The sequence below is a fragment of the Actinomycetospora succinea genome, assembly GCF_004363095.1.
GTDB lineage: Bacteria > Actinomycetota > Actinomycetes > Mycobacteriales > Pseudonocardiaceae > Actinomycetospora > Actinomycetospora succinea.
In genome coordinates this window covers 297,974-321,640 of record NZ_SNYO01000003.1, presented here as the reverse complement: position 1 = coordinate 321,640, position 23,667 = coordinate 297,974, and the positions used below count along the sequence as shown (strand labels likewise).

The 23,667-nt window shown below is 75.6% G+C and carries 25 protein-coding genes; 18 read left to right on the top strand and 7 right to left on the bottom strand.

The features are described 5' to 3' along the window. Nucleotides 1-42: 42 nt before the first annotated feature. The 10 genes from EV188_RS12790 to EV188_RS12745 all read left to right on the top strand — a co-directional run bounded on the left by EV188_RS12790 (nucleotide 43) and on the right by EV188_RS12745 (nucleotide 10,354). Entirely contained in the window at nucleotides 43-1,536 is a 1,494-nt protein-coding gene (locus EV188_RS12790; RefSeq protein ID WP_133826648.1) for a hypothetical protein, read from the top strand. Further along, nucleotides 1,533-2,282, top strand: a complete 750-nt coding sequence (locus EV188_RS12785; protein WP_133826647.1) for an ESX secretion-associated protein EspG — start codon at nucleotides 1,533-1,535, stop codon at nucleotides 2,280-2,282. The genes EV188_RS12790 and EV188_RS12785 overlap by 4 nt, the downstream gene beginning before the upstream one ends. Beyond that, complete coding sequence (locus tag EV188_RS12780) at nucleotides 2,279-2,626, top strand: WXG100 family type VII secretion target (protein ID WP_133826646.1); 348 nt, start codon at nucleotides 2,279-2,281, stop codon at nucleotides 2,624-2,626. The genes EV188_RS12785 and EV188_RS12780 overlap by 4 nt, the downstream gene beginning before the upstream one ends. 199 nt (nucleotides 2,627-2,825) lie before the next feature. Further along, complete coding sequence (locus tag EV188_RS12775; protein ID WP_133826645.1) at nucleotides 2,826-3,683, top strand: LytR/AlgR family response regulator transcription factor; 858 nt, start codon at nucleotides 2,826-2,828, stop codon at nucleotides 3,681-3,683. Continuing rightward, on the top strand, nucleotides 3,680-4,927 hold the full coding sequence (locus EV188_RS32240) for a DUF485 domain-containing protein (protein WP_208114165.1): 1,248 nt from the start codon (nucleotides 3,680-3,682) through the stop codon (nucleotides 4,925-4,927). Before EV188_RS12775 ends, EV188_RS32240 begins: the two co-directional genes overlap by 4 nt. Before the next feature lie 7 nt (nucleotides 4,928-4,934). Then, nucleotides 4,935-6,674 (top strand): sodium/solute symporter, encoded by a 1,740-nt coding sequence (locus EV188_RS12765; RefSeq protein ID WP_133826644.1) that lies wholly within the window; start codon nucleotides 4,935-4,937, stop codon nucleotides 6,672-6,674. A 226-nt stretch (nucleotides 6,675-6,900) separates the two neighbouring features. After that, entirely contained in the window at nucleotides 6,901-7,272 is a 372-nt protein-coding gene (locus tag EV188_RS12760; protein WP_243741656.1) for a DUF485 domain-containing protein, read from the top strand. Next, nucleotides 7,269-8,873, top strand: a complete 1,605-nt coding sequence (locus tag EV188_RS12755) for a solute symporter family protein (RefSeq protein WP_133826643.1) — start codon at nucleotides 7,269-7,271, stop codon at nucleotides 8,871-8,873. Before EV188_RS12760 ends, EV188_RS12755 begins: the two co-directional genes overlap by 4 nt. A 96-nt stretch (nucleotides 8,874-8,969) precedes the next feature. After that, nucleotides 8,970-9,299, top strand: a complete 330-nt coding sequence (locus tag EV188_RS12750) for a rhodanese-like domain-containing protein (RefSeq protein WP_133826642.1) — start codon at nucleotides 8,970-8,972, stop codon at nucleotides 9,297-9,299. Nucleotides 9,300-9,316: 17 nt separating this feature from the next. Next, nucleotides 9,317-10,354 carry a DUF4328 domain-containing protein gene (locus tag EV188_RS12745; RefSeq protein ID WP_133826641.1) on the top strand — a complete coding sequence of 346 codons (1,038 nt, stop codon included), beginning with the start codon at nucleotides 9,317-9,319 and terminating at the stop codon, nucleotides 10,352-10,354. On the opposite strand, the gene EV188_RS12740 is transcribed toward EV188_RS12745, so the two are convergent. Both EV188_RS12740 and EV188_RS12735 read right to left on the bottom strand, forming a co-directional pair. Next, complete coding sequence (locus tag EV188_RS12740; RefSeq protein ID WP_133826640.1) at nucleotides 10,283-10,837, bottom strand: ferritin; 555 nt, start codon at nucleotides 10,835-10,837, stop codon at nucleotides 10,283-10,285. The genes EV188_RS12745 and EV188_RS12740 overlap by 72 nt on opposite strands. An 18-nt stretch (nucleotides 10,838-10,855) precedes the next feature. Further along, entirely contained in the window at nucleotides 10,856-12,223 is a 1,368-nt protein-coding gene (locus tag EV188_RS12735; RefSeq protein WP_243741655.1) for a ferric reductase-like transmembrane domain-containing protein, read from the bottom strand. 391 nt (nucleotides 12,224-12,614) lie between these two features. On the opposite strand from EV188_RS12735, the gene EV188_RS12730 reads away from it, so the two are divergent. Beyond that, on the top strand, nucleotides 12,615-13,361 hold the full coding sequence (locus EV188_RS12730) for a class I SAM-dependent methyltransferase (protein ID WP_133827087.1): 747 nt from the start codon (nucleotides 12,615-12,617) through the stop codon (nucleotides 13,359-13,361). 144 nt (nucleotides 13,362-13,505) lie between these two features. Here the strand turns inward: EV188_RS12730 and EV188_RS12725 are convergent, their stop codons facing one another. Together EV188_RS12725 and EV188_RS12720 are read right to left on the bottom strand one after the other, a co-directional pair. Next, the gene (locus tag EV188_RS12725; RefSeq protein WP_133827086.1) at nucleotides 13,506-14,444 is read right to left on the bottom strand and encodes a Rieske (2Fe-2S) protein; all 939 of its coding nucleotides are present in this window, start codon (nucleotides 14,442-14,444) and stop codon (nucleotides 13,506-13,508) included. 165 nt (nucleotides 14,445-14,609) lie between these two features. Next, nucleotides 14,610-15,833, bottom strand: coding sequence for an arginine deiminase (locus tag EV188_RS12720; protein WP_133826639.1), 1,224 nt, complete (start codon nucleotides 15,831-15,833; stop codon nucleotides 14,610-14,612). Between the two features lie 90 nt (nucleotides 15,834-15,923). Between EV188_RS12720 and EV188_RS12715 the strand changes: the two genes are divergently transcribed. Beyond that, complete coding sequence (locus EV188_RS12715; RefSeq protein WP_133826638.1) at nucleotides 15,924-16,835, top strand: SDR family NAD(P)-dependent oxidoreductase; 912 nt, start codon at nucleotides 15,924-15,926, stop codon at nucleotides 16,833-16,835. Here EV188_RS12715 and EV188_RS12710 read toward each other — a convergent pair. Beyond that, on the bottom strand, nucleotides 16,832-17,647 hold the full coding sequence (locus EV188_RS12710; RefSeq protein ID WP_208114164.1) for a CPBP family intramembrane glutamic endopeptidase: 816 nt from the start codon (nucleotides 17,645-17,647) through the stop codon (nucleotides 16,832-16,834). The genes EV188_RS12715 and EV188_RS12710 overlap by 4 nt on opposite strands. An 82-nt stretch (nucleotides 17,648-17,729) precedes the next feature. Here EV188_RS12710 and EV188_RS12705 point away from each other — a divergent pair, with 82 nt between their 5' ends. From EV188_RS12705 to EV188_RS12695, 3 genes are read left to right on the top strand one after another with little or no spacing between them, the layout of a single operon-like run. Next, nucleotides 17,730-18,920 (top strand): FAD-dependent monooxygenase, encoded by a 1,191-nt coding sequence (locus EV188_RS12705; RefSeq protein WP_133826636.1) that lies wholly within the window; start codon nucleotides 17,730-17,732, stop codon nucleotides 18,918-18,920. Between the two features lie 24 nt (nucleotides 18,921-18,944). Continuing rightward, nucleotides 18,945-19,376, top strand: coding sequence for a hypothetical protein (locus EV188_RS12700; protein ID WP_133826635.1), 432 nt, complete (start codon nucleotides 18,945-18,947; stop codon nucleotides 19,374-19,376). After that, nucleotides 19,373-19,723 carry a DUF3817 domain-containing protein gene (locus EV188_RS12695; protein WP_133826634.1) on the top strand — a complete coding sequence of 117 codons (351 nt, stop codon included), beginning with the start codon at nucleotides 19,373-19,375 and terminating at the stop codon, nucleotides 19,721-19,723. The genes EV188_RS12700 and EV188_RS12695 overlap by 4 nt, the downstream gene beginning before the upstream one ends. Here EV188_RS12695 and EV188_RS12690 read toward each other — a convergent pair. After that, nucleotides 19,695-20,528, bottom strand: a complete 834-nt coding sequence (locus EV188_RS12690; RefSeq protein WP_133826633.1) for a DUF2470 domain-containing protein — start codon at nucleotides 20,526-20,528, stop codon at nucleotides 19,695-19,697. The two genes, EV188_RS12695 and EV188_RS12690, sit on opposite strands and share 29 nt — an antisense overlap. 134 nt (nucleotides 20,529-20,662) lie before the next feature. On the opposite strand from EV188_RS12690, the gene EV188_RS12685 reads away from it, so the two are divergent. The 3 genes from EV188_RS12685 to EV188_RS12675 are packed head-to-tail and all read left to right on the top strand — an operon-like array spanning nucleotide 20,663 to nucleotide 23,259. After that, the gene (locus EV188_RS12685; protein WP_133826632.1) at nucleotides 20,663-21,565 is read left to right on the top strand and encodes a hypothetical protein; all 903 of its coding nucleotides are present in this window, start codon (nucleotides 20,663-20,665) and stop codon (nucleotides 21,563-21,565) included. A gap of 33 nt (nucleotides 21,566-21,598) precedes the next feature. After that, entirely contained in the window at nucleotides 21,599-22,606 is a 1,008-nt protein-coding gene (pheA, locus tag EV188_RS12680) for a prephenate dehydratase (protein WP_133826631.1), read from the top strand. Then, nucleotides 22,603-23,259 (top strand): histidine phosphatase family protein, encoded by a 657-nt coding sequence (locus tag EV188_RS12675; RefSeq protein ID WP_133826630.1) that lies wholly within the window; start codon nucleotides 22,603-22,605, stop codon nucleotides 23,257-23,259. Before pheA ends, EV188_RS12675 begins: the two co-directional genes overlap by 4 nt. A 51-nt stretch (nucleotides 23,260-23,310) precedes the next feature. Here EV188_RS12675 and EV188_RS12670 read toward each other — a convergent pair whose 3' ends face one another. Next, nucleotides 23,311-23,655 carry a metallopeptidase family protein gene (locus EV188_RS12670; RefSeq protein ID WP_243741654.1) on the bottom strand — a complete coding sequence of 115 codons (345 nt, stop codon included), beginning with the start codon at nucleotides 23,653-23,655 and terminating at the stop codon, nucleotides 23,311-23,313. Nucleotides 23,656-23,667 lie beyond the last annotated feature (12 nt).

The following is a 23,667-nucleotide window of genomic DNA, read 5'->3' as shown; positions in this document are numbered from 1 at the left end:
CTACGCTCGGCGGGTCAGGGCGTTCCCGGGAGGTGGTGGACCGTGCCGGTCCCCGGCGTCCCGTGGGGCGGTCGCGACACCTCGGTCATCAGCCACGAGCTGATCCACCGCTGGATCCACGACGGCGCCGACCCCGCCGCGCTCGACTCCGCGCGCCTGCGCCACGCCGCACGGGGCGAGGAGCTCCGGGCCGCCGCGCAGCGCCTCGAGCGCGCCCACGGGCAGCTGGGCGCCTCCTGGCGGGGTCGGGACGCCGAGGCCGCCGCCTCGCACGTGCGCACGCTCGTCGCCCGCATGAGCCGCCTCGGGGACGCCGTCACGGGGCAGGCCGGCAGCCTCCAGGGCGTACGCGACGCCCTCGCGCGCGTCCAGTCGCTCGTCGGGCCCCCGCGCGCGCCGGCCCTGCCGGTGCTGGGCACCTCGCCCGCGACGCCCGGCCTCGCCGGCGCGCTGGCCACCGGCGGCCCGGCCGACGGCTTCGGGACCTTCCAGGCGGCGCAGGCCGAGGAGCGCGCCGCCCAGGGCGCCTACCGCGCCTACCTCGACCAGACCGGGCTGGCCGCCCGCGGCGCCCCGTCGGCGGTCGACGGCCTCGCCGGGCGCACCTCGGTGGGCGCTGCCCCCGAGGTGGGCGGTACGGCACGCGGCGCGATGGCCGGGCCCGGCGGGGTGCCGGGCGGCGGGGGTGCCGGCGCGGGGACGCCACCGGGCCGCGGTGGGGTGCTCGCGCGGGCCGCGGCGCCCGCCGGATCCCCGGGTGCGGCGGCGGCCGCGGGCGCGCCGGGCCGGGCGCCGGGTGCGTCCCCGGGCGGCGCGGCCGCTCCCGGGGCGGCGCGAGCCGTCCCGCCGGAAGCAGCGCGCCCCGGCACGGTCGGCCGGTTCGTCTCGCGCCTGCTCGGCGGTCCTCCGGGGCCGGGCGGGCCCGGTGTGCCGCTAGGCGGTGTGCCGCGGCCCGGGGCGCCGGGCGGGCCCCCGCGCGGCGGTCCGGGCACGGCGGGACCGGGGGGCACGCCAGGGCCCGCCCCCGGGTCGGCGCCGAGGTCGCCGGCACCCGCCCACCCGGTGGCGCCGACGGCCGCCGACCGTCTCGCGGGCGGCGCCGCCCGTCCGCCCGAGCGCCGCCGGGACGACGGCGACGAGCGCCGGGACCGCCGGACCCCGGACCGTGCCCCGGAGGCCGCGCAGGACGCCATCGGGGACGCCCCAGGGGACGCTGCCGGGGACGCCCCGGCGACCGGACGTGCGGGCCCCACCGGGCCGGCGCTCGCGGGCCCGTCGGTCGGTGTCGGTGCGCCGCCGACCTCCGACGCTCCCGGCCCGGTGCACCAGGGCCCGAGCCCTGCCTCGTCCAGCCACGACGTCCCGATGATCCCGCCGACGGCCGCCGCGACGACCTCGGAGCCCACGGGCGGGCCGGGCGGCGTGCGCCACCCCGAGTACCTCGTGGACGCCGACCCGTGGCGCGACCCGTCCGACGACCCCGACGCGCGCCGTCTCGTCACCCCGCCGGTCATCGGGGAGCAGGACAGCCGGTGAGCGGTGTCGTTCTCGACCGTCACGAACTGCTGTGGGTGCTCGAGCAGTGCGGCGCCGGGTGGCCCTACCCGCTGCGCCCGGTGCACTGGTCCGCCGAGACCGACGCCGAGGCCCGGCGCCACCGCACGGCCACCGAGCAGGCCCTGCGCGCCCGCGGCCTGCTCGAGCCCGCGCCCGCCCGGATGCTCCTCGACGCCGGGCAGGCCGTCGCCGGCTGGGCGGTCGCCGTCGACCTCGTCCGCCGGGACGCGAGCGCCCCCCTCGCCGCGGTGGCGGTCACCGACGGCCGCACGGCGGCGCTGCTCGAGTCCCCCGAGCACGCGCAGGCGCCGGTGCGGGTTGCGCCGTGCGCCCCCGACGGGCTCGCCGAGGCGGTGTTCTCGCTGGTCCCGCCCGTGCCGCCCGGCCAGGGGCCGCCGGTGCCCGTGCCGGCGGGCACGGCGCCGGCGGACCTGCCGACCACCCAGCGGTCGGCGCGGGCCCGCGACGTCGCCGAGGACCTCCTCGCCTCCGTCACCGCCGTCTCGCAGGCCGGCGTCGCCGACCGCCGCGACGGTGTGCCCCGTCGCGTCGCCGCGCCCCTGTGCTGGCTCGACGGGCCCCGCGGCCGCCACGTCCTGCGCCCGCCGCAGCCCCCGCGCCCGTCGCTGCTGGTTCCCGCAACCGGCGGACAACTGCTGGCCGACGTCCGTACCGTGCTGACCGACGCAGCCGTGCCGCGTCCGTCCGGAAGGAGCACCGCATGAGCACGCCCGGCGAGGGTGGTGGCGGTGGCGAGGCCTCGATGCGCCCGGACGAGACCCGGGCGTTCGCGGGCAGGGTCGACGCCCTCGAGCAGGGGGTCACCGAGGCGCAGGCGGCGCTCGACGGGCTGGCGGCCGAGTCGCTCGCGGTGGGCACCGGCGAGGACAACGCGGCGATCGCCGCCTGGTACCGGGATCTGGTGACGTCCGACACGGTGCCGGCCGCCCGGACCCTCGCCGCGGAGCTCGCCGAGCTGCGCCGCGCGGTGCGCGAGAGCGCCACCGCGTGGGAGCAGGCCGACGCCGACGCCGCGGGCGGGTTCCGCGCCGATCCCGGGACGGCGTAGCGGGCTCGGAGGGCGAGTCGATCTCCGTGGACGTCGATCGGCCGGCCCAATCGGCACCCCCCGAACGGGTGGTCCGGACGCGGCACACCCGCGAAGAACACCGGCTCGCTGGGGCGACGCGCCGGACCACGGCAGGGTGGCGAGCCGATCGGGTCCTATCGTGGACGCGGGAACCTCGGCTGGGCAGGATGGCGTGGCAGTGAACACGAGTGAGAACGACGGCCTGGTGGTCCTCGCCGTCGATGACGAAGAACCGGCGCTCATGGAGCTCGCCTACCTGCTCGAGCAGGATCAACGGGTGGGCACCGTGCTGCGGGCATCCGACTCGATCTCGGCGCTGCGGATCCTCACCGGTGGCGACCGGGTCGATCTCGGCGGCTTCTCGGGCGGCACCCCGCCGGCGGGCCTGCCGGCCCCCGCCAAGCAGTCCGACGTGGACGTGCTCTTCCTCGACATCCGCATGCCGGGTCTCGACGGGCTGGAGCTCGCGAACGTGCTGTCCCGCTACGTCATCCCGCCGTCGGTCGTGTTCGTCACCGCGCACGACGACCGCGCGGTCGAGGCGTTCGACGTCGGCGCGGTCGACTACCTGCTCAAGCCGCTGCGCCCCGAGCGGCTGTACGCGTCGCTGTCGCGGATCCTGTCCTCGCGCGGCACCACCGTGCCGGTCGAGCCCGCCACCGACGAGGAGAGCGACGACGAGGTGATCCCCGTCGAGCTCGCCGGCACCACCAAGCTGGTGCAGCGCTCGACGGTGCGCTGGGTGGAGGCGCAGGGCGACTACGCGCGCCTGCACACCACCGAGGGCAGCCACCTCGTGCGCATACCGCTCTCGGTGCTCGAGGAGCGCTGGTCGGACGCCGGGTTCGTGCGCATCCACCGCTCGTACCTCGTCGCGCTGCCGCTCATCACCGAGCTGCGCCTCGCGGGCTCCGGGTACGTCGTGCGGCTGGGCACCGGCGGCGACGTCGCCGAGCTGCCCGTGAGCCGCCGCCACACCCGCGAGCTCAAGGACCGGCTCGTCCGCTCGACGAAGCAGGCCTGGGGCCGACGATGACCTCCCCCGGCGGTCCGGCGCGGGCCACGGCGCCCGTGCCGGGGGCCGCCGGGACGGAGCGGGCCCTCGACGACGCGCTGCCCCCGCGGCGCCCGTCGGTGGGGGAGGGGCTGCGGTCCGTCCCCGACCCCCAGAGCGCCGACGAGCCCGAGGACGGCGACGACGCCGAGGACGGCGACGTGGATCCCCGCGGCGAGGGTCCCCACGACGGGGGCCCTCCCGACGAGGTCGCCGGCCCGCCCGAGGTCGCCGGCCCGCCCGAGGTCGCCGGCCCGCCCGAGGCCGCCGCGCCCGAGGCCCCGGACGGCGCGTCCGCGCCCGACGACGCGGCCGCCGACGGGTGGCCCGGCCAGGGCCCCGACACCGGCACCGTCCGGCGCTCCCGGCCGTCCCGCTCGCCCCGCGTGGGCGTCGGCGTGCCGACCCCGCCGAGCCCCATGAACGCCGCCACCGGCCCGACCCCCGGGCTCATGACGGGCCCGAACCCGGTCGAGACGGCCGAGCAGCCGCGCCGCCCCGTGCCCCCGACGTTCCCGTCCCCGGGGCAGCCGCCGCCCGGCGTGGCCCGCCGGCACGGCCGCCACGCGCGCCCCGAGCGCCCGGGCGCGGTCCACACCCCGCCCTCGGGCTACACGCCCCGGCACGCGGCGCCGGACGCCGAGACCGAGCAGTTCGCGGCGACCCCGGTCACCGGGCCCGGCGGCATCGGCCCGATGCCGCTCTCCCCGGACGCCGACGCACCCGCCGCGGAGGCCGCCGCCCCCGCGGAGGCCGCCGACCGCGTGGCGGTCACGGCCGACACCCCGACGGCCGCGGCGACGACCAGCACCTCGCTGCACACCAGCCCCGGCCTGGTCATGCCGCCGATGCCCGACGACGACGGCGGCTCCGACCGCGTCCGCGTCGTGCTGGCCGAGCGCCGCGTGCCGACGCGGGCGGTGCGCACGGTCGCCGAGATCGAGCAGCAGACCGAGACCGGCGAGCTGCTGCTGCGCAACCTCCTGCGCGCGCAGCTCGCGCTGGGCGTGCGGCTCGGGCTGGTCGCGGTGTTCGTGCTCGGCGCGCTGCCGGTGCTCTTCCTCGTGCTCCCGCGCTTCGGGTCGGTCGAGATCGCGAGCGGCGTGACGCTGCCGTGGCTGGTGCTCGGCCTGCTGCCCTACCCGTTCATGCTGGCCCTGGCCTGGCTCTACGTGCGCACCGCCGAGCGCAACGAGCTCGACTTCGCCGACAACGTCGAGGACTGAGGCGGACGTGGACACCGCGGGCATCGTCGCGCTCGCCGCCGTCGTGGTCGTCGGCGTCGTCACCATCGTCATCGGGTCGCTCGGCGTCCGCGTCGCGCGCACCACCGACGACTTCCTCGCCGCCTCGCGCACCGTCGGTACCCGCGCCAACGCCGCCGCCATCTCCGGCCAGTACCTCTCGGCCGCGTCGTTCCTCGGCGTGGCCGGCATCGTCCTCAAGGACGGCGTCGACGGGCTCTGGTACCCCGTGGGGTTCACCGCCGGCTATCTCGCGCTGCTGTTCTTCGTCGCCGCGCCGCTGCGCCGCTCGGGGGCCTACACGGTGCCCGACTTCGCCGAGGTCCGGCTCGACTCGTCGCTGCTGCGCACGGTCACGACGTGGTTCGTGGTGCTCATCGGCTGGCTCTACCTGCTGCCGCAGCTGCAGGCCGCCGGGCTGGCGCTCACGGTGCTGACCCGCGCGCCGCTCTGGGTCGGCGTCGTCGCCGTCGGGCTCGTCGTCACCGCGAGCGTGACCTTCGGCGGCATGCGCTCGATGACCTTCGTCCAGGCGTTCCAGTACTGGCTCAAGCTCACCGCGCTCGCCGTGCCGGCCCTCGTGCTGATCGGCGTCTTCACCCTCGGCCCGTCCCGCGACGACGTGCCCCCGCCCCCCGCGTTCTCCGAGGCCACCACCGTCGAGGTCAGCACGCCGGTGACGCTGCAGGTCGGCGCCCCCGTGGACATCGGGGTGCAGGGCAAGGTCGACGGCGCGACCGTCAACGGGCCGGTGTCGTGGGCTCCGGGCCTGCACACCGTCGACGCCGGGACCACGCTGCGCTTCCCGCCGGGGGCCTCGGTGCCGGTGGTGACCGACGCCGACCCGGACGGCGCGTCGTGGTCGTCGCCGCTGACCGGGTTCGGCGAGGACGGGCACTCGCTGCTCGCCACGTACTCGCTGATCCTGGCGCTGCTGCTGGGCACCATGGGGCTGCCGCACGTGCTCGTGCGCTTCTACACGAACCCCGACGGGCGGGCGGCGCGGCGGACCACGGTCGTCGTGCTCGCCATGCTGGGCGGTTTCTACCTGCTCCCGGTGGTGCTCGGCGTGCTCTCGCGGCTCTACGTGCCGCAGCTCCTCGTCACCGGGCAGACCGACGCGGCGGTCCTCCTGCTGCCCACGGCGGCGCTGCCGGGGTGGGCCGGGATCGCCCTCGCGGCCCTCGTCGCGGCCGGCGCGTTCGCCGCGTTCCTCTCCACCTCGTCGGGATTGTTGCTCTCCGTCGCCGGCGTGCTGTCGACGGACCTCCTGCCCCGCCGTCTGGGTGACTTCCGGATCGCCGCGCACGTGGCCGGGGCGGTCCCGATCGTGGCCGCGCTGGGCGCCACGCGGCTGGATTTCTCGCTGACGGTCTCGCTCGCGTTCGCCCTCGCCGCGTCGACCTTCTGCCCCTTGCTCGTGCTCGGCATCTGGTGGAAGGGCCTCACCGACCGGGGGGCCGTGATCGGGATGCTGATCGGCGGCGGGCTGGCCGTCGCGGCCGTCGGGTCGACCCTCGCGGGCGTCGCCCCGGAGGGCTGGGCCGGCGTGCTCCTCGCACGTCCGGCCATCGTCACCGTGCCCCTGACGTTCGCGGTGATGGTGCTGGTCAGCCGTGCGACGCCGCACCGCGTCCCCGCGAACACCGGGCGCACCCTGCTGCGCCTGCACGCCCCCGAGCGCCTCGGCCTCGGGGACGCCCGGCGTGGCGCGCGCCCTTCTGCGTGAATTCGCTGTCGCCTCCCGTAACCTCCCGGCGACGCTGAGTGAACGAATGCCACAGCCTGTGACGTTCGGGAACGATTCGGACGAACAGGAGGAACCGCATGGCTTCGCGTTCCGCACAGCGGAGTGAGATCGCGGTGAGTAGTCACTCAAATGGGCTAATCGGTGTGACCGACAGCGGTTTACAGTTCGGCCCGATCGTGACGACGAGGGACAAGGCGGAGATCTCGTGAGTGCCACCGATGAAACGCCGGGCGGGTCGGGTGCGGCCTCGGCCGACACGGACGCCACGCCGTCCGCCTACCAGGAAGTGCAGCGCTCGCCCGAGTTCGCGTCGCTGCGCAAGCGCTGGCGCGGCTTCATCTTCACGATGAGCGCGGTCTTCCTGGCCTGGTTCCTGGTGTACGTGCTGCTCTCCGACTTCGCCCACGGCGTGGTCGACACCCGCCTCGGCAGCACCAACTTCACCGTCGGGCTGCTGCTCGGGCTGCTGCAGTTCGTGTCCACCTTCGCGATCGCGACGATCTACGTCCGCTTCGCGAACCGGAACCTCGACGACGACGCCGAAGCGCTGCGCCGGCGTGTGGAGGAGAAGCTGTGAACACGCAGATCGGCAGCCCGGCGCTCAACCTGGGCATCTTCGCGCTGTTCGTCGTGGTGACCCTGCTGATCGTCTACCGGGTCAGCCGCGCCTCGAACACCGCGTCGGACTACTACGCCGCCGGCAGCTCGTTCACCGGGCCGCAGAACGGCATCGCGATCTCCGGCGACTACCTCTCCGCGGCCTCGTTCCTCGGCATCGCGGGCGCCATCGCCGTCAACGGCTACGACGGCTTCGTCTACTCGATCGGCTTCCTCGTCGCCTGGCTGACCGCGCTGCTGCTCGTCGCCGAGCTCCTGCGCAACGTCGGCCGCTTCACCATGGGCGACGTCCTGAGCTTCCGGATGCGCCAGCGCCCGATCCGCGCCGCCGCGGCCGTGTCGACGCTACTGGTGTCGTTCTTCTACCTGCTGGCCCAGATGGCCGGCGCCGGCGGCCTCATCTCGCTGCTGCTCGGGGTCAAGAACGTCCCGGGCACGCCGTTCGACGGCCAGTCGCTCGTCATCGCCGTCGTCGGCATCCTGATGGTCGTCTACGTGCTCTACGGCGGCATGCGCGGCACCACGTGGGTCCAGATCATCAAGGCCGCGCTGCTCGTGGTCGGCGCCGCCGTCATCACCGTCTGGGTGCTGGGCCTGTCCGGCTTCAACCTGTCGGCCCTGCTCGGCCAGGCCGTCGAGAACACCGGCAAGCCGCTGCTCGACGCCGGCAACCAGTACGGCAAGTCGATCACGACGAAGATCGACTTCCTGTCGCTGTCGATCGCCCTGGTGCTCGGCACCGCGGGCCTGCCGCACATCCTGATGCGCTTCTACACCGTGCCGACCGCCAAGGAGGCGCGCCGCTCGGTGCAGTGGGCGATCTGGATCATCGGCATCTTCTACCTGTTCACGCTGGTGATCGGGTACGGCGCCGCGGCGCTGCTGCCGCGGGGCACGCTGACCGCGGCCAACCAGAACGACGCTGCCCCGCTGCTCGCCTTCCAGATCGGCGGCACCCTGCTGCTCGGCATCATCGCCGCGATCGCCTTCGCGACGATCCTCGCCGTCGTGGCCGGGCTGACGATCACGGCCGCCGCCTCGTTCGCGCACGACATCTACGCGAACGTCATCAAGAACGGGAAGCCCGAGCCGGGCATGGAGGTCAAGGTCGCGCGCCGGACCGCCCTCGTGGTCGGTGTCGTCGCGATCGTCGGCGGCATCCTCGCCAACGGCCAGAACGTGGCGTTCCTCGTCGCGCTGGCGTTCGCGGTGGCCGCGTCGGCGAACCTGCCGACCCTGCTGTACTCGCTGTTCTGGAAGAAGTTCAACACCACCGGCGCGCTGTGGAGCATCTACGGCGGTCTGACGATCTGCATCGTGCTGATCATCTTCTCGCCGGTGGTGTCGGGGAGCGCGACGTCGATCTTCGGCGAGTCCGTCGACTTCGCCCTCTTCCCGCTGCAGAACCCGGGCATCGTGTCGATCCCGCTGTCGTTCATCCTCGGCATCGTCGGCACCTTCGTCGGCTCCCGCGAGCCGGTGAACGAGGCCAAGTTCGCCGAGATGGAGGTCCGGTCGATGACGGGTGCGGGGTCGTCCCGCACGGCGGTCGACCACTAGGTCCCACGGCCCCCGGAGCCCGTCTCCCCCGCATCGGGGGAGGCGGGCTCCGTCGTGTGTGGGCTGCACTGCGGTCTTCACGGTCGTCGTGATGGGATGGAGCCCGTGAGCCTTCCCTCGGTCGGACCCGGCGACATCCCGCCCGGCTCCACGCTGCTCGACGTGCGCGAGGACGACGAGTGGGTCGCCGGCCACGCGCCGGACGCGGTGCACCTGCCGATGTCGCAGATCACCGCCCGGCTCGACGAGATCCCCGAGGGCCCGATCGCCGTCGTCTGCAAGGTCGGCGGCCGGTCGGCGCAGGTGACGGCGTTCCTGGCCCAGCGCGGGCACGAGGTCGTCAACGTCACCGGCGGCATGCTCGCGTGGGAGGCGGAGGGACGGCCGATGACCGCCGAGGGCGCCGGCCCCGCGGCGGTGATCTGAGGGAGGGGCGGGTCGACGTGATCTGTCCGCGGTGCGGGCGGCCCCAGCCGCCACCGGACTCGCCGGGCGCGCCCCGCCCGGGCGCGACCCGGTACTGCGTGCACTGCGGACGGGTCCTCGCCGGGGTGCGCTGGGTGGCGCTGCCGCCCGACGCCCTGCGACCGCGCGAGCCGCGTCGACCCCGGCGCCCCTACGCCGGGCCCCCGCGCTACGCCGCGACGCCCCGCTGGAGCCTGCGGACGTGGATGCCGGCCCCGGAGCCGGGGCCGGACGGCGCGCTGCCCGTGCCGCCGCCGCGCGAGCCCGAGGAGGTCCTGCGCCGCACCGCCGAGCTGCTCGTCCGGGTCGCGACGGCCACCCTGGCGCTCTCCGGGCTCGGCGCGCTGGCCGAGGCGTGGCGCTACGGCCTGCTGGTGGCGAGCCGCAGCTCGGCGCTGTCGTCGGGCCCGCTGGCCTTCTCCGACGCGCTCGTCACCCTCGTCGGGCTGCTGGCGCCGGTGGCGGCGCTGGCGACCGGCGTGCTGTTCCTGCGCTGGCTGCACCTCGGCCGCGAGATCGCCGCGGCGTACTCGGGGACGCGGCCCGCGCGCCGGATGTGGGCGGTCGTCGTCGGCAGCGTCCTGCCCGGCCCGAACCTCACCGTGCCCGGCGCGGCGCTCACCGAGCTCGAGCACACCGCCTCGGCGCTGCCCGCCGACGCCCGCCCGTGGCCGTCGGCGCCGGTGCGGCGCTGGTGGGTCGCGTGGGACGCGAGCGTGGTGCTCGGCGTCGCGGCCGTGCTGCGCGGTCTCGGGGAGAGCACCCAGGCCCTCGCCGACTCGGTGCTCCTGCACGCGATCGCGGACGTCGCCGCGGCCGTCGCGGCCTGGGCGACCGTGCGCGTCGTCGCCCACCTCACCGAGCTGCTCGCGCCGCAGCTGCGTCCGGCGGGACGCGAGGCGGTGGTGGGGGTGGGGTCTCCCGCCGAGGAGCCGGGCGGGGACTCAGCCGCCGCCGAGGACCGCGTTGCCGCCGGCGGCGGGCGGAGCGGTGGGGTCGGTACCGAGGTCGGGTGACATCTCGCGGGCGACGAAGTCCTCGACGTGGAAGAGGTTGTCGCCGGCGCGGCGCACGATGCGCAGGAGCGTGGTCATGGAGGCGACCTCCTCGACCTGCTCCTTGAGGTACCACTGCATGAACTGCTCGCCGAGGTAGTCGCCCTCGTCGCGCGCGGTGCGGGCCAGCGTCGCGATCTGCTCGGTGACCGTGCGCTCCTGGTTCAGCACGAGCTCGACGACCTGCTCGACCGACGTGAACTCGCCGCGCACCTCGTCGATGCCCGGGATGCTCACGGGCAGGTCGTTGTCGAGGAGGAACTGCACGAGGCCCATCGCGTGGTTGCGCTCCTCGAGCGCCTGCGCGTAGAAGTGCGCCGCGAGCTGGGGCAGGTCCTCGTCGTCGCAGTAGACGGCGACGGCCGTGTACTGCTGCGACGCGGTGAACTCGTTGCGGATCTGGGCCCGCATCAGCTCGTGGAATTTGGACGGCGGGGCGGACATGGGCCCGATTCTAGGCGGTCACGTGCGGGCCGATCGCCGTCCGTGACGGCTGCCATGACGCTGCGACGGCACGGCCTCCGGCTCGGCGACGGGGATGGCTCCCGACCAGCCGAACTGCTCGGTGTGGATGCGGGTGTCGGGTACCCCGAGCTGCTCCAGCGCGGCGAGCGACCCGGCGAGCACCGAGGGGGAGCCGCACACGAAGTAGTCGAGGGCCCGCAGCGCGCCGGGCTCGCCGGGCAGCACCTCGGCGAGGAGCTCGGCGTCGATGCGGCGGCCGTCGGTGCGGGTGACGCGCAGGTCGAGGCGCCGCGCGAGGGCGGTGAGCTCGTCGGCGAACAGGGGCTCGGTGCCGCGCTCGGCGAGGACGAGGCGGTGGGTGCGGGGGTCGCCGCGGTCGGCGAGCGTGCGCAGCATGCTCATCATCGGCGTGATCCCGACCCCGCCGGCGAGCAGCACGAGGCCCCGCGCGTCGGGCGCGGCCTCGTCGGTGAACGAGCCGTGCGGGCCGTCGAGCCAGACCTTGCTGCCGGTGCGCAGCGTCGAGAGCAGGCCGGAGAAGTCGCCCTGGTCGCGGACCGTCAGCTCCAGCCGGCCGGTCACCCGCGCGCTCGAGGCGATCGTGAAGGGGTGCTCCTCGGTGCCGACCACGGCGCGCTTGAGCCGCAGCCACACGAACTGCCCGGGCGCGAAGCGCAGCCCGCCGCGGCGCAGGTGCACCGGGGCGAGCACGAGCGTGCTGACCGTCGGGCTCTCGCGCCGCACCCCGTAGACGACGTAGGCGCCCTGGCGGGAGAACAGCGGCCGCCACACCCAGCGGTGCGCGAGCACCCCGAGCAGCGCCAGGGCCAGCACCGAGAGCACGATCCGCATCACCGGGTCGGTGACGAGGTTGCCCAGCCAGAACACGTGCAGCCCGGCGAGGACCAGCGCGGCGGCGGCGAGCAGGACGTGCAGGCGCGCCCAGATCTCGTAGCGGGCGCCAGGTCGCCGTCCCCGGACCGCGACCAGCCCGACCAGCAGCAGCGCCGTGACCGACGACCACCCGGCCTTCGCCGCCGAGGTGGTCTGGAAGGGGTTCAGCAGCTGCGGGTGGTTGGCGAGTGCGACGGTCAGGTGCAGGACGACCAGCACGATCGCGAGGGTGCCGAGCCAGCGGTGCAGGCCCAGGACCTTCTCGACGCCGAACGCCCGGGTCAGCGAGCGAACCCGCGACGGCACGACGACGACCACGATCAGCAGGCTCAGCGCGAGCAGCCCGAGGCCGACCGAGAGCATGCCGACCACCGACGTCCCGCCCGCCCGCGAGGCCATGAGGACCACCGGGACCACCACGAGAGCGGCGAGCACCGCGATCCAGAGCACACGAGTCAGCTTTGCCGGCACGGCGCGGAACGGTAGGCAGTGTGGATCAGCGTCCCCGGCGCGTCTGAGAGTCCTGTGAGCCGCGCCGCGACGACGGGCGCTCGCCGCGCGCCCAGGCGCCGGAGGTACCCCCGATCGGGCGAACCTGTGCTCCGTCTGCGGCTCGGCCCTCTCAGGTTCATCCGGGGTGTGCGGCGGGTGGTACCAGGGGCTTGACGAGGCACGGGGTGTCTCAGCGTGGCCGCCACGCTGACGTTGAACGTCAGGAAATCCCCCATCTCGCGCCGGGTCACGGGTTGCCGGGCAGGATGCGGACGTGATCACGCGACCGAGCCCGAGCCGTCTGCGCACCCCGGCGACGATCGCGGCCGCGGTCGGGCTCGCGGCGCTGGTGCCTCCCGCCTGGCGCTCGCTGCGCGCCCGCCGGTCCGCCGGGTTCGACCGGGAGAGCGCCGCGGCGGGGGTGTCGGCGCAGTTCGACCAGGACGCCGCGTCCTACGACCGCCTCGTCGGCGCCAACCCCGGCTACTACGACCACCTGCGCCTGTCGGCCCGTCGCCTCGAGCTGCCGAACGGCGGCGCGGGCGCGGCGCTGCTCGACGTCGGCTGCGGCACCGGGCTGTCGACGGCGGCGCTGCTCGAGACGTACCCCGGAGCGCGGATCATCGCCGTCGACGCGTCCGCCGAGATGCTCGCGAAGGCGCAGGAGAAGCCGTGGCCCGACACCGTGCGGTTCGTGCACGCGCGGGCCGAGGACCTGGACGAGGTGCTGACGGCCGAGGGGCTCGACGGCCCGTTCGACGGGCTGCTCGCCGCGTACCTCGTGCGCAACCTGCCCGACCGCGACGCCGGCGTCGCCGTGCTCGTCGACCACCTCGCGCCGGGCGCGCCGATCGCCGTGCACGAGTACTCGGTCGCCGACTCCGCCTACGCCAGGGCCGTGTGGACCGCCGTGTGCTGGGCCGTGATCATCCCGCTCGGCCGGCGCGTCACGGGCGACGCGTCGCTGTACCGCTACCTCTGGCGCAGCGTGCTCGCGTTCGACGGCCTCGCGCGCCTCGAGCAGCGGCTGCGCGACGCCGGTCTGCGCGAGGTGCACACGCGCCCCGTCGACGGCTGGCAGCGCGGCATCGTGCACACGGTGCTCGGGCGACGCTGACCCGAGCTGGCGGATTTCCTGACGTTCAGTGCGAGCGTGGCCGCCACGCTGACACGCTCGGCGTGTCGCGCGAGCGAGGATGTGGCGATCCTGGCTCCAGACGCCGGCGATGCCGCATCGCTCGCACTGCGTCGGCCCCCCGCGCTACCCCCGACGGCGGGCGGCGCGGACGGCGTAGGTGCGTTCGGCGTACTCGATGTCGTCGGTCCACAGGCGTTTCGCCGCCCACTCCATCGCCGGGCGCACGAGGGCCTGGACGCGGCGGGCGTGGGCGAAGCCGGGGCGCGGGGAGTGGGCGATCGTGGCCTCGACGACCGCGGTGCGGGGGCGGCCGTCGGGGTGCGGGGCCAGCGGGGTCGCGTGGGTCTCGACGACGCTGCCCTCGCCCTCGCCCTCGGTGATGTGCATGACGATCGTGCGCGGCTCCGGGCACGTGAAGCGGGCGCGCACCGGGATGCCCCAGTTCTTCGACAGGCGGAAGGCCACGCGCAGGTCGAAGTGGTCGTCCTCCTCGGACGCGTCGCGACCGGGTGCCCGCTCCACCCGCAGGTCGGCGAACGAGTGCGGGTGGAACCACGCCCCGTGCCAGGGGTCGAGGCGGTTGGCGATGACGTCGGCGGGCTCGCAGGTGCCGACCATCGAGGCGACCGCCACCAGGCTCTCGTCCACCGGCGGCCGCGCGGGCAGGATCGGTGCCTCGGTCGGCTCCTCGCGCCCCACGGCGTCCAGGCGCACCCACGCCAGCGCGCCGTCGTCGTGCGCGGGCAGGGTGCGCCAGCCGGCGCGGCCCGACGGCCCGAGGGAGAGGCCGTGCCAGCGGCAGATCAGCTCGCAGCCCTGCTGGACAGCCGTCGACATGTCCGCGCCGAGGTGCGGGCACGCGCCCGGCCCCGCGTGCAGCTCCCCGGACGGCGAGCGCCACAGCACCAGCTCGACGCCGGCCACCGAGGTGCCGAACGGGGTGCCGGTGCGGATGTCGCGGCTCGCGCCGACGACGTACCAGTTGCCCGACGGACGGGCGGTCGCGCGCGAGAGCGCCGCGTCGATGACGCCGACCTTCGCCTCGCGCCACGTGGGCTCCATGGCCGCCCACTCCTGGCCGGACAGCCGCCGCAGCGGGTGAACCGGCGTGCGCCGTTCCGCCTTCTTCAGCACGAACCGGACGCTAGGCCGGGTGCAGCAACAACGCAGTGAGGGGACGCGGGCTGTGGCCGGACGCACGTCGTGCTGCGCCGAACGAGCACCCCGTCACCCCACGGGGGCACGCTCCCACGGGCACGACAGACACCGCGGGCCACCACGCCCCGACCCGAGCTCGAACCCCGCGATCGTCAGCACCTCGATCCCGGCGGCCTCCAGGCGCGCGTTGGTCGTCGTGTTCCGCTCGTAGGCGACGACCCGCCCGGGCGCGAGGGCGAGGGTGTTGTTGCCGTCGTCCCACTGCTCGCGCTCGGCGGCCACCGACTCGAGCCCGGTGTCCACGGCCCGCAGGGTGTCGATCCCCATGGCCCGGGCTGCCGCGGGCCGGAACGGCTCGGGACCGGTGATGCGCAGGTGCTGGGACGCGAAGCCTGCCGGAGCCGGACCCGTCGGTGCCGTGCCGTCGGGGCGCACCGTCCACGCCTCGAGCCCCTCGAGCACGCCCGGGTAGATGACCATCGTGTCGACGTCGACCATCGTCGCCACGGTGTCGAGGTGCATGGTCGCCCGGCGCTGGGCGATCGGGACGGCGAGGACGGTGTGCGCGAGGCCGTCGGCGAACATCGCCCGCGCGAACGACTCGGCGCCCGCCGGGCTCGTCCGCTCCCCGACCCCGATCGCGAGCACCCCGGGCGCCAGCAGCAGCACGTCGCCGCCCTCGACCGCCGACGGGTCGCGCGGCGCGGTCGGGGCCACCGCGCCGAGCTCGGGGTGGTGGCGCTGGGCCAGCGCGACCAGCGACGCCTCCCGCCGCCGCGCCGGCATCCCCATCGACGACGCCACGATCCGCGGGCCCACGCGGACCGACGAGTCGCGCGTGAACATGAGGTTGGGCAGCGGGTCGACGGCGAAGTCGAGCGGCCCCGCCATCGCGCGGACCAGCGAGTCGCCGGTGACGGCGAGCTCGGCGAACGTCCGCCCGCCGACCAGCGCGTCCGCCAGCGCGTCGTCCCCCAGGGAGGCCAGCTCCCCGCGCACCGACTCGGCCAGCTCGCGCCCGAGGACGCGCTCGTCCACCGCGTCGGCGATGCCCGTGTCCCGCGCGGCCGGGGCGGCGGCGAGCGACTCGCGCAGCACGTCGCCCAGCAGCAGCACCCGCACGCCCTGCGCGCGCAGCAGGTCGGCGAAGGCGTCGTGCTCGAGCTGGGCGCGCTCGACCCACGGGATGCCGTCGAAGAGCAGCCGGTCGGCGTTCCGCGGGGTCAGGCGGTCGAGCTCCGGGCCGGGCCGGTGCAGGACGACGGTGCGCAGCGGGCCGACCTCGGTGTCCACGTGCGGGAGACGAAGCGCAGCGGAGCTCGACCCTGATGACGGCACGTCCACGGTCGGCGACCCTAGGGCGACGGCTCTACTGTGCGCGCCATGGGACTGCTCGAGGACAAGGTGGTCGTGGTGACCGGTGCCGGGCGCGGCATCGGTCGTGGTGAAGCGCTGGAGTGCGCGCGGCAGGGCGGAGCCGTGGTCGTCGCGGAGTTCGACGGCGACGCCGGCGAGGAGGTCGCCAAGGAGATCGTCGCCGGCGGTGGACGCGCGGTGTCGGTGCCCGGTGACGTCGCCGACGCCGACGTCGCCGACGCGCTGGTCACGGCGGCCGTGGAGAACTTCGGCGCGCTCGACGCCGTCATCAACAACGCCGGCATCCTGCGCGACCGCACGCTGGTGAAGATGTCGGACGCGGAGTGGGACGACGTCATCCGCGTCCACCTGCGCGGCCACTTCGCCCCGACGCGGGCGGCGTGCCGCTACTGGCGGGAGAGCTCGCGGCCCGGGCACCTCGTCCACACGGCCTCGACCTCGGGGATCCTCGGCAACTTCGGCCAGTCGAACTACGGCGCGGCGAAGGCGGGCATCGCGGCGTTCTCGACGATCACCGCGATGGAGATGGCCCGCTACAACATCACCTCGAACGCGATCGCGCCCTCGGCGCTGACCCGCATGACCGAGTCGCTGCTGCCCCCGGACGTGCGCGAGGCGCGGCAGGCGATGCTCGACCGCGGCGACTTCGACTTCTTCGACCCCGAGAACGTCGCGCCGTTCGTCACCTACCTGGCCTCGGACGCCAGCGCGCACATCAGCGGCAAGGTGTTCGGCGTCCAGGGCGACTCGATCGAGCTCTACCAGCCGTTCACGTCGGTCGCCGAGATCCGCGGCGACGGGCACCGCTGGGACCCCGAGGCCATCCCGGAGCGCATGGCCGAGCTGTTCGACGCCGCCGGGATCGACCCGGCGCCGGAGAACATGATGGCGCGCTCGCGCCACAAGATCATCAGCTAGGCGGGCAGGAAGGGCAGCACACCGCGCAGGAGCGCCGAGCCGACGAACGCGACGACGTCGAGCAGGGCGTGGGCCCCGACGAGGGGCCAGAGCCTGCCGGTGCGCTGCCACACCCGCCCGAACACCAGGCCCATCAGCAGGTTGCCGAGGCCCCCGCCGAAGCCCTGGTAGAGGTGGTACGAGCCGCGCAGGACCGCCGAGATCGCGAGCGCGCGGTTCTCGGAGACGCCGAGCCGGCGCAGCCCGTGCAGCAGGTAGCCGACGACGAGGACCTCCTCGGCCCAGGCGTTGGCGGCCGCGGAGACGACCAGCACGGGCACGGTCCACCAGTGGTCGTCGAGCAGCGACGGGATCACGGTGGTGTTCAGGCCCAGGGCGCGGGCGACGAGGTAGAGCCCGAGGCCCGGGATGCCGATCAGCGCGGTGAGCCCGAGCGCGCCCAGCGCGTCGCGGCCCGGCCGGCGGCCGTCGAGCCCGATGTCGCGCGGCCCCGACCCGGCGCGCACCAGCAGGTGGAGCCCGAGCGCACCCCACGCGACCAGCGCGAACGACCCCGCGAGCTGGGCGGCGAGGTCGGCCCACGGGTTGCGCGCGAGGGCCTCGTCGATCGCGGTCGTGCGCTGGTCGAGCCGCACCGGCGAGGACAGCGCGTCGAGCAGCGAGATCAGGCTGCGCACGCCGGACAGCCCGAGCGTGACGGCGAAGACCACGATCAGCTCGGTGTGCAGCAGTCGCCGGTCGCGCCCGCCGAGCGGGGCGACGTCCACCGGGGCCGGACGGATCCAGCTCCGCCACCCCGCCTGCGCCGTCACGGCGCCCAACGTAGAGGCGGGCGATCACGGGGGCCGGACGGGACGAGGTGGCGCGGGGTCGCGACGGGGGTAGCCAGCGTCCGTGAGTCGTCACGCGCTGATCTCCGGCGCCAGCATCGCCGGTCCCGCCCTCGCCCACCAGCTCGCCGAGCGGGGCTGGCGCACCACCGTCGTCGAGCGCGCGTCCCGCCTGCGCGACGAGGGCCAGAACATCGACGTGCGGGGCGCCGGGCGCGAGGTGCTGCGCCGCATGGACCTCGAGGACGCCGCCCTGGCGGCCGGGACCGGCGAGGTGGGCCTGCGCTTCGTCGACGACGACGGCGCCGCGGTCGCCGAGTTCCCGGCCGGGGAGGGCGACACCGCCGGCGGGACCGCCGAGATGGAGATCCTGCGCGGCGAGCTGTCGCGCCTCGTCTACGAGCGCACCCGCGAGCGGACCGACTACCGCTTCGGCGAGCAGATCGCCGACGTCACCGACCACGGCGACGGCGTCACGGCCCGTCTCACCGGGGGCGAGGAGATCGACGCCGACCTCCTCGTGGTCGCCGAGGGCACGCGCTCGCGCACCCGCGAGCTGGTGCTTCCCGGCGCCGAGGTCACCGAGCTCGGCCTCCAGGTCGCCTACCTGACGATCCCGCGCACCGAGGACGACGACCGCTGGTGGCGCTGGCACAGCGCCCCGGGCTCGCGGAGCACCAGCCTGCGCCCCGACAACCGCGGCACCACGCGGGCGATGCTCGCCTTCCTGTCCGACGTCCGCGGGCTCGGCGAGCTCGACCGCGACGCCCAGCTGACCGTGCTCCGCCGCACCTACGCCGACGTCGGCTGGCAGGCTCCGCGCGTCCTCGCGGCGCTCGACCACGCCTCGCTGTACTTCGACGACGTCGCCCAGATCCGCCTCCCGCGCTGGAGCACCGGGCGCGCCGTGGTGCTCGGCGACGCGGCCTGGGCCACCGGCCCGTTCGGGACCGGCACGACGCTGGCGCTCGTCGGGGCGTACATCCTGGCCGGGGAGCTGGGTGGTGACGGGGACGTGCACGCCGCGCTCGCCCGCTACGAGGAGCGCATGCGGCCCTTCGTCGCGCAGGCCCAGGACGTCAAGCCGGCCGCCCTGCGCGCGATGAACCCGCGCTCGGGGGCGGGTCTGGCGGTGCAGCGGAAGGTGCTGGGCCTCGCCGGGTCGCTGTCGTCGGTGTTCGGTGGGCTGGTCGAGAAGTTCGCGAGCCCGCCGGCGGAGGGGATCGAGCTGCCCGACTACCACTCCGCCGCTTGACGGCGCGTCGGTAACCTCGGAGACGTGCTGCGCCTGCTCGTCACCCCCCGCTGGATCGGGTGGACGCTGCTCGCGCTGCTGGCGGTCGCCGTGTGCGCCGGGATGGCCTGGTGGCAGGTCGTGCGCGCCGAGTCGCCCGGCGGGTCGCTGCTGAACGCGGGCTACGCGTTCCAGTGGCCGCTGTTCGGGCTGTTCTTCGCCGCGCTGTGGTGGCGCATGCTGCGCGCCGAGGCGAACGCGCTCACCGAGGTGCAGGCCGAGAGCCTCCGCCGCGCCGAGCCCACGCCCGTGCGCGCCGCCCCCGCCGACTCGCCGTTCGGCCCGCGCCCGGTCGGTGTCGGCGCGGGGGCGATGGACGGTGTGCCGTCGCCGGAGCGCGCCCGCTGGAACGCGATGTACGCCGAGCTGGCGGCGGCCGACACGACACCCCCGAACGAGGAGACCGATCCCCGGTGACCACGAGCGAGACCGGACGAACCCAGGAGGCACCGCCCACCCCCGAGGTCGTCGCCGCGCTCAAGCGCTACCGCGTCGGCGCGTGGGTCGTCGGTGTCGGCCTGCTCGTGCTGGTGCTGGTCGGGATGCCGCTGAAGTACCTGGGCGGCGACGGCACCGTGGTCGCGATCGTCGGGCCGATCCACGGCTTCCTCTACATGGGCTACCTGCTGCTCACCGCGGACCTCGCCTACCGCGACCGCTGGGCGGTCGGGAAGGCGGTCCTGGTGGCGCTGGCGGGGACGATCCCGTTCGTGTCGTTCGTGGCCGAGCGGAAGATCACGCGCCCGCTGCGGGACGCGACGTAGGCCGCAGGCCGGGCACCTGGCCGTCGCCGTCGCCGCAGCCGATGAGGGTGCGGACGGCCTCGCCGAGCTGACCGGGGCACGACAGCGGCGCCGCGAACGGCAGGCGCACGTCGTGGTCGTCACCCTCGGTCTCGACCCGCAGTCGCAGACCGAACCGGTCGACGCCGAGCGGTGAGATCCGGTGACCGGGGCGGCGCAGGTGCCGCGGGAGCCGCGGGACGAGCGCGGAGAGCGTGCCGGCGTGGGCGGCCGCGAGGTGGGCGAGCCACGGGTCGCCCGTGGCCGCGACGGGGTCGGGGGGCGCGGCGGCCATCGCGGTCGGCGCGAGCGCCTCGGTGCCCTCCGCGTCGGAGAGCACGACCATCGCCGGCTCGAGGCGCAGCAGCGTCTCGCCGTGGCCGACGTCGAGGAGCCGCTCGTCGGGGAGCTCGGCGGCGATCCGCAGCGCGGCGCGCCGGGCCACCCGCATCGGCAGCACGCGCAGCCGCCCGCTGACCCAGAGCAGCCCGCGCACCGGGCGCCGCACGGTGACCGGCGCGACGTCGGCGAGCTCGAGCATCACGGGCAGCAGCGCCTCGCCGCGCTCGCGCGCCCGCAGCACCAACGGGTGGTCCTCGGGGAACTGGAGCGTCGCGGCGCCCGTCGACGGCACGTGGTGCAGCGTCGGGGTGTTGCGCAGCCCCTCGTCCCCCTCCTCGCCGAGGGCCTCACCGATCACCGCCGCGTGGCGGGCCCGGCCCGCGAGGGTCCGCGCGCGCTCGGCGGGCGGCGGGACGGGCGGGGCGGGCGGTCGGCTCCTGGCCATCGGACTCCCTCGGTGCGGACGAACTAAGGGGAGCCTAATCAAACTTCTGCGTCCGGCGCGAGACCCTGCGTGGGCGGGAGTGGATCCCCGGACCGGTGGGCGGCGCCGGGCGGGCGGCCCGCTACCGTGCGGACGTGTCCACCGTCCCCGAGGCCGGCGGGGCACCGGTCGACGGTGTGCCTGCCCTGCTCCGAGCGATCGTCGACGACGCCGCGCTCGTGGCCGAGGGCGCGCGGCCGGACATGGCGACCGTCGTCGACGAGCACCTCGCCGCCCGCGCCGCCGACGCCGGCGGCCTGCTGGGCTCGCTGGTCGTCCCCGTCTCGCGGCTCTCCGAGCTGGTGTCGGTGCTGGTCAAGCGCCGTCCCTCGGCGCCCGTGCCGATCGCGCTGGCCGTCGACACCGGCCTCGGCGGCGTACCCAAGGCGCTGTCGCTGACCTCGTCGCGGGCCGCCCTGCTCGACCCGCGCACGGTCGAGATGCCGGCCCCGCACGACGTCGACACGGTCTGGCTCGAGCGCGTGACCGAGTTCGTGCCGGAGGACCTCGTCGCGGTCGTCGAGCCGCGCCGCCCCGACGCGGACGGCTCCGAGGACTGGCTCGACGGCGTGCGCCGTGTCGTCGACCACGGCTGCCGGCCCAAGCTGCGCTGCGGCGGCGGGCGGGCGGGCGCGTTCCCCGGCGTGCAGGACGTCGCGGGCTTCCTCGCGCTGGCCGTCGGCGCCGGGCGCTCGTTCACCGCGAGCATCGGCCTGCAGTCGGCGGTCCGGCACACCGACCCCGACACCGGCTTCACCCACCACGGCTGGCTGAACCTGCTCGTGGCCACCGTCCGGGCCCTCGCGCCGGGCACCGACAGCCCGGTCGAGGAGCGCATCGGCGAGGCGCTGCTGGTCACCGACGGCGACGCGCTCGCCGGCGAGCTCGGCGCCGTCGGTCCCGAGGCCGCGGTGCGGGTGCGGTCGCTGTTCTCCTCGTTCGGCTCGACGGCGGTCGCCGCGCCGGGCCCGGAGCTCGCGCGCCTCGGGCTGCTCTGAACCCGTCACGGGCCTTCCGTACGCTCGGGTGACGTGACAGGACAGCGCGCGGGAGACGGAGCGCAGCGGAGCTCGACCCGTCGGATCGCGTTCCTCGGGCCGCACGGCACCTTCTGCGAACAGGCCCTGCGCACCCTGTCGCCCGCCGTGCTCGGCGACGCCCTCGGCGACCCGGAGCCGGCGCTGCTCCCGTTCGCGAGCACCACCGCGGCCCTCGACGCCGTCCGTGCGGGGGACGCCGAGGCGGCCTGCGTGCCGGTCGAGAACTCCGTCGAGGGCGGCGTGCCGGCCACGATGGACGGCCTGGTGGAGACGCCGCCGCTGGTCATCGTGCGCGAGATCCTGCTGGCCGTGCGCTTCTCGGTGCTGGTGCGGCCGGGCACCGAGTTCGGGGACGTCCGCAGCGTCGCGTCCCACCCGCACGGCGAGGCCCAGACCCGCCGCTGGATCGCCGAGCACCTGCCGGCCGCGGAGGTGCGCCTGACCACGTCGACGGCGGCCGCCGCCGCGCAGGTGGCCGCGGGCGAGGTCGACGCCGCGGTCTGCGCGCCGGTCGCCGCGGCGCACCACGGCCTGGTCGAGCTCGCGTCCGGGGTGCACGACACCGGGGACGCGGTGACGCGGTTCGTGCTGGTCCGCCCGCCCGGCGCGCCCGGGCTGCCCGCCCCGACCGGCGTCGACCGCACCTCGATCGCCGCGACCACGGTCAACGTCCCCGGTGCGCTGCTCGCGGTGCTCACCGAGATCGCCGTGCGGGGCGTCGACCTCACGCGCATCGAGTCGCGCCCGCTCAAGGACCGGCGCGGCGAGTACTGGTTCTTCCTCGACGGCACCGGCCACGTCGCCGAGCCCGCCATGGGCGAGGCGCTGGCCGCGTTGCGCCGGCGCTGCACCGACGTGCGCTTCCTCGGCTCCTACCCGCGCGCGAGCGTCGCGGGGGAGGAGGGGACCGGCGCCGGACCCGGCCCCGGGCAGACCGTCAAGGACTACACCGAGTCGACGTCCTGGCTCGCCGCCCTGCGCGACGGGAGCGGCGCGTGAGCGACCTGCGGCTCGTCCTCGCCCGTCACGGGCAGACCCCCTCGAACGTCGCGCACGTCCTGGACACCGTGCTGCCCGGGCCCCCGCTCACCGACCTCGGCCGCGCCCAGGCCCACGCGCTGGGACGCGAGCTCGCCGAGGGCGCGGAGGGCCGCGTGGCCGCGATCTACCACTCGCCGGCGCGGCGCGCGGTGGAGACGGCCGCGCTGGTCGCCGAGCACCTCGACCTGGAGCCGATCGAGGTCACCGGGGTGCACGAGGTGCAGGTCGGCGAGCTCGAGGGCCGCAACGACGAGCCCGCGGTCACCGAGTTCCGGGGCGTCGTCGACCGGTGGCTCGACGGTGACCTCGACGCCCGCCACCGCGGCGGCGAGAGCGGGCGGGACCTGCTCAACCGGTACGTGCCGGTCGTCGCCGACCTGCGGGAGCGCCACCCCGAGGGCGGCACGATCGTGCTGGTCTCGCACGGCGCGGCCCTGCGGCTCGCGGCCCAGGAGCTGGTCGAGGGCGTCGGCACCCCGCCGCGCGACGAGGAGCACGTCGGCAACTGCGGGCGCGTCGTCCTGCGCCCGCGCGGCAGCGGGTGGGAGCTCGTCGCCTGGCGCAGCGCCGTCCCCGGCGGCCTGCCCGCCACCGACGACCCCACGGGCTGACCCCTACGTGCGTGATCTTCTGAGCTATAGCTCAGAAGATCACGCACGTATCTAGCCCCAGCCGAGCCGGTGCAGGGTCGCCTCGTCGATGCCGAAGTGGTGCGCGATCTCGTGCACGACGGTGACCGCGACCTCCTCGCGCAGCTCGTCCTCGTCGGCGCAGACGTCCGCGAGCGCGAGGCGGTAGAGCGTGATCCGGTCGGGCAGGACGCCGCCGTAGTCGCTGTAGCGCTCGGTCAGCGCCACGCCCTCGTAGATCCCGAGCAGGTCGGGCTCCTCGCCGTGGCGGTCCTCGACGAGCACGACCACGTTGTCCATCGCCCGCGTCAGGGCCTCCGGGAGCTCGTCGAGCGCGTCGGAGACGAGCTCCTCGAAGCGCTCGGGGCCGACCTCCACGCGAGTGCCGCC

What these genes read in the sequence shown, in the direction of transcription:
- EV188_RS12780 (WP_133826646.1), top strand. Translation starts at nt 2,279, where the DNA reads ATGAGCACGCCCGGCGAGGGTGGTGGCGGTGGCGAGGCCTCGATGCGC.
- EV188_RS32240 (WP_208114165.1), top strand. Translation starts at nt 3,680, where the DNA reads ATGACCTCCCCCGGCGGTCCGGCGCGGGCCACGGCGCCCGTGCCGGGG.
- EV188_RS12750 (WP_133826642.1), top strand. Translation starts at nt 8,970, where the DNA reads ATGGAGCCCGTGAGCCTTCCCTCGGTCGGACCCGGCGACATCCCGCCC.
- EV188_RS12740 (WP_133826640.1), bottom strand. Translation starts at nt 10,837, where the DNA reads ATGTCCGCCCCGCCGTCCAAATTCCACGAGCTGATGCGGGCCCAGATC.
- EV188_RS12725 (WP_133827086.1), bottom strand. Translation starts at nt 14,444, where the DNA reads ATGGAGCCCACGTGGCGCGAGGCGAAGGTCGGCGTCATCGACGCGGCG.
- EV188_RS12715 (WP_133826638.1), top strand. Translation starts at nt 15,924, where the DNA reads ATGGGACTGCTCGAGGACAAGGTGGTCGTGGTGACCGGTGCCGGGCGC.
- EV188_RS12690 (WP_133826633.1), bottom strand. Translation starts at nt 20,528, where the DNA reads ATGGCCAGGAGCCGACCGCCCGCCCCGCCCGTCCCGCCGCCCGCCGAG.